Raw genomic sequence first — 1,729 nt, 5'->3', positions numbered from 1 at the left:
TATATTTTCCAGACTATTAATATCTAAAACCCTATAAACATCATCATCAACTACCAATTTAGATCGAAACTCTTGTAAGCTAGATTGATACTGATGATTATAGTTATCAAATTCTAAATTCTCCAGTTGATAAGGTGCCATATTAGTATACGACTGAATAAAAATTTTAAAATCCTCAAGATATTTAGAATAACTTTGGTACGAACCGCTCAATTCTTGTAATCTATCTAATAGTTTTTTATCTATGTTGGTAGTAAGACTGTTTATTTCATCAGTGATTTTTTGCTTCACTTGTTGGATTCTTGAATTCAATGATAATTGAACTTCTTGTAATCGCTGACTATCTCTAGATGAAATTTCAGTCAGGTAATCTGTATAATTATTATAAGAACTCTTCAAGTCAACGAAAGAATCAAACTGATTGTTACAAAATGGACATTTATCTTCATCAACATGATTATGTTGTCTTAGCTCACCAAATTTTTCACCTAATTTTCTCCGTAACTGTCGTAAATCACTTAAATTTTTATCTGCTTGTCCAACACTTTCTCTTAGCGTCTGGTAGCTTGTTAATTGAACTTTAAGTGATTCAAAATCATTTGATAACCTATCATTTTGAACATACTGAAAAGTCTGCGCTGTCATTTGATTAATATCAGTAGATAGATTCTCCCAGTATTGATTTAATTGTTGTTTTCGCCTATATTCATGAGTGATAGTCTCAAATGTTTGAAGGTAATTTTCTAAAAGTACGTATTCAAAGAATCTCGGATTATCTATAGTGTATTTTTCCCACTGCCATTGATAATTAGGTCTTTGAATAAGTGGAAATAAAATAGCAAAGCGTAAAGCGCTATCAATAGTATTGATTTCTTTCTTTCGCTTATCTCTTTCCAACTTTCGTTGATATTCAGAAATAGAAAAACTCTGTTTAAATTCAATAATCTTTTGAATAGTAACTTTAAAATCATCTGACTGACTGAGGTTGTCTACAGAAAACGGACTTTCTTTATCAAACTGAAAGACCTGTTGATTAAACAACCTTTGATAGGGGATGTTATCCAGTTCTTGCTGGGTAAGTTTCTCTTGTTGCTCAGTAAGGGATTTCAGATTATCGTTGATAGCTTTATTTACTTTTTCAATCTTACTTATTCTATCTTCTATCTCATCAGGTTTTACCAAAAATGAGAGATCGTTACTTCTATCTTTCTCAGATTTTTTCAAGAAAAATGTCGTTTCTTCTTGCTGAATATAGTTAAACAGATTAAAAATCTTAGCAAGTTTATATCCCCCATCAATCAAAATAATCCAGTGACTGGAGAAAATATCAAGTATAATAAACCTTTCTTCCAAAATGATATTTCTGAACCAGTGATTATAAAATTATGGTTGGAAAAATCAAATGTTAATCAATTGGTTCTTGTTCGAAAGTTGATAAATGATAGGCCAGACGGTGGAATTTTATACGCTCCGAAGAGGTCTATCGGTCAGTTTAAGTTGTTTCGGCAGGAAGAAGCAACTGATGAAAATTTTAGTAGCTTAGATAATGATATTAAATTGTCTGAAATTAATCAATTGGTTCTTGTTCGAAAGTTGATAAATGATAGGCCAGACGGTGGAATTTTATACGCTCCGAAGAGGTCTATCGGTCAGTTTAAGTTGTTTCGGCAGGAAGAAGCAACTGATGAAAATTTTAGTAGCTTAGATAATGATATTAAATTGTCTGAAA

At 31.1% G+C, this 1,729-nt stretch carries 2 pseudogenes; one reads left to right on the top strand and one right to left on the bottom strand.

Annotated features, from left to right (window positions below):
• Positions 1 to 1,353: pseudogene (locus tag K4H96_RS05135) on the bottom strand (AAA family ATPase); the annotation flags it as partial.
• A 36-nt stretch (positions 1,354 to 1,389) separates the two neighbouring features.
• Between K4H96_RS05135 and K4H96_RS05130 the strand changes: the two are divergent.
• Positions 1,390 to 1,729: pseudogene (locus K4H96_RS05130) on the top strand (hypothetical protein); the annotation flags it as partial.

This window comes from Streptococcus sanguinis, from assembly GCF_020729765.1.
Classification (GTDB): Bacteria; Bacillota; Bacilli; order Lactobacillales; family Streptococcaceae; genus Streptococcus; species Streptococcus sanguinis_Q.
This window is presented reverse-complemented; position numbering and strand designations above follow the sequence as displayed.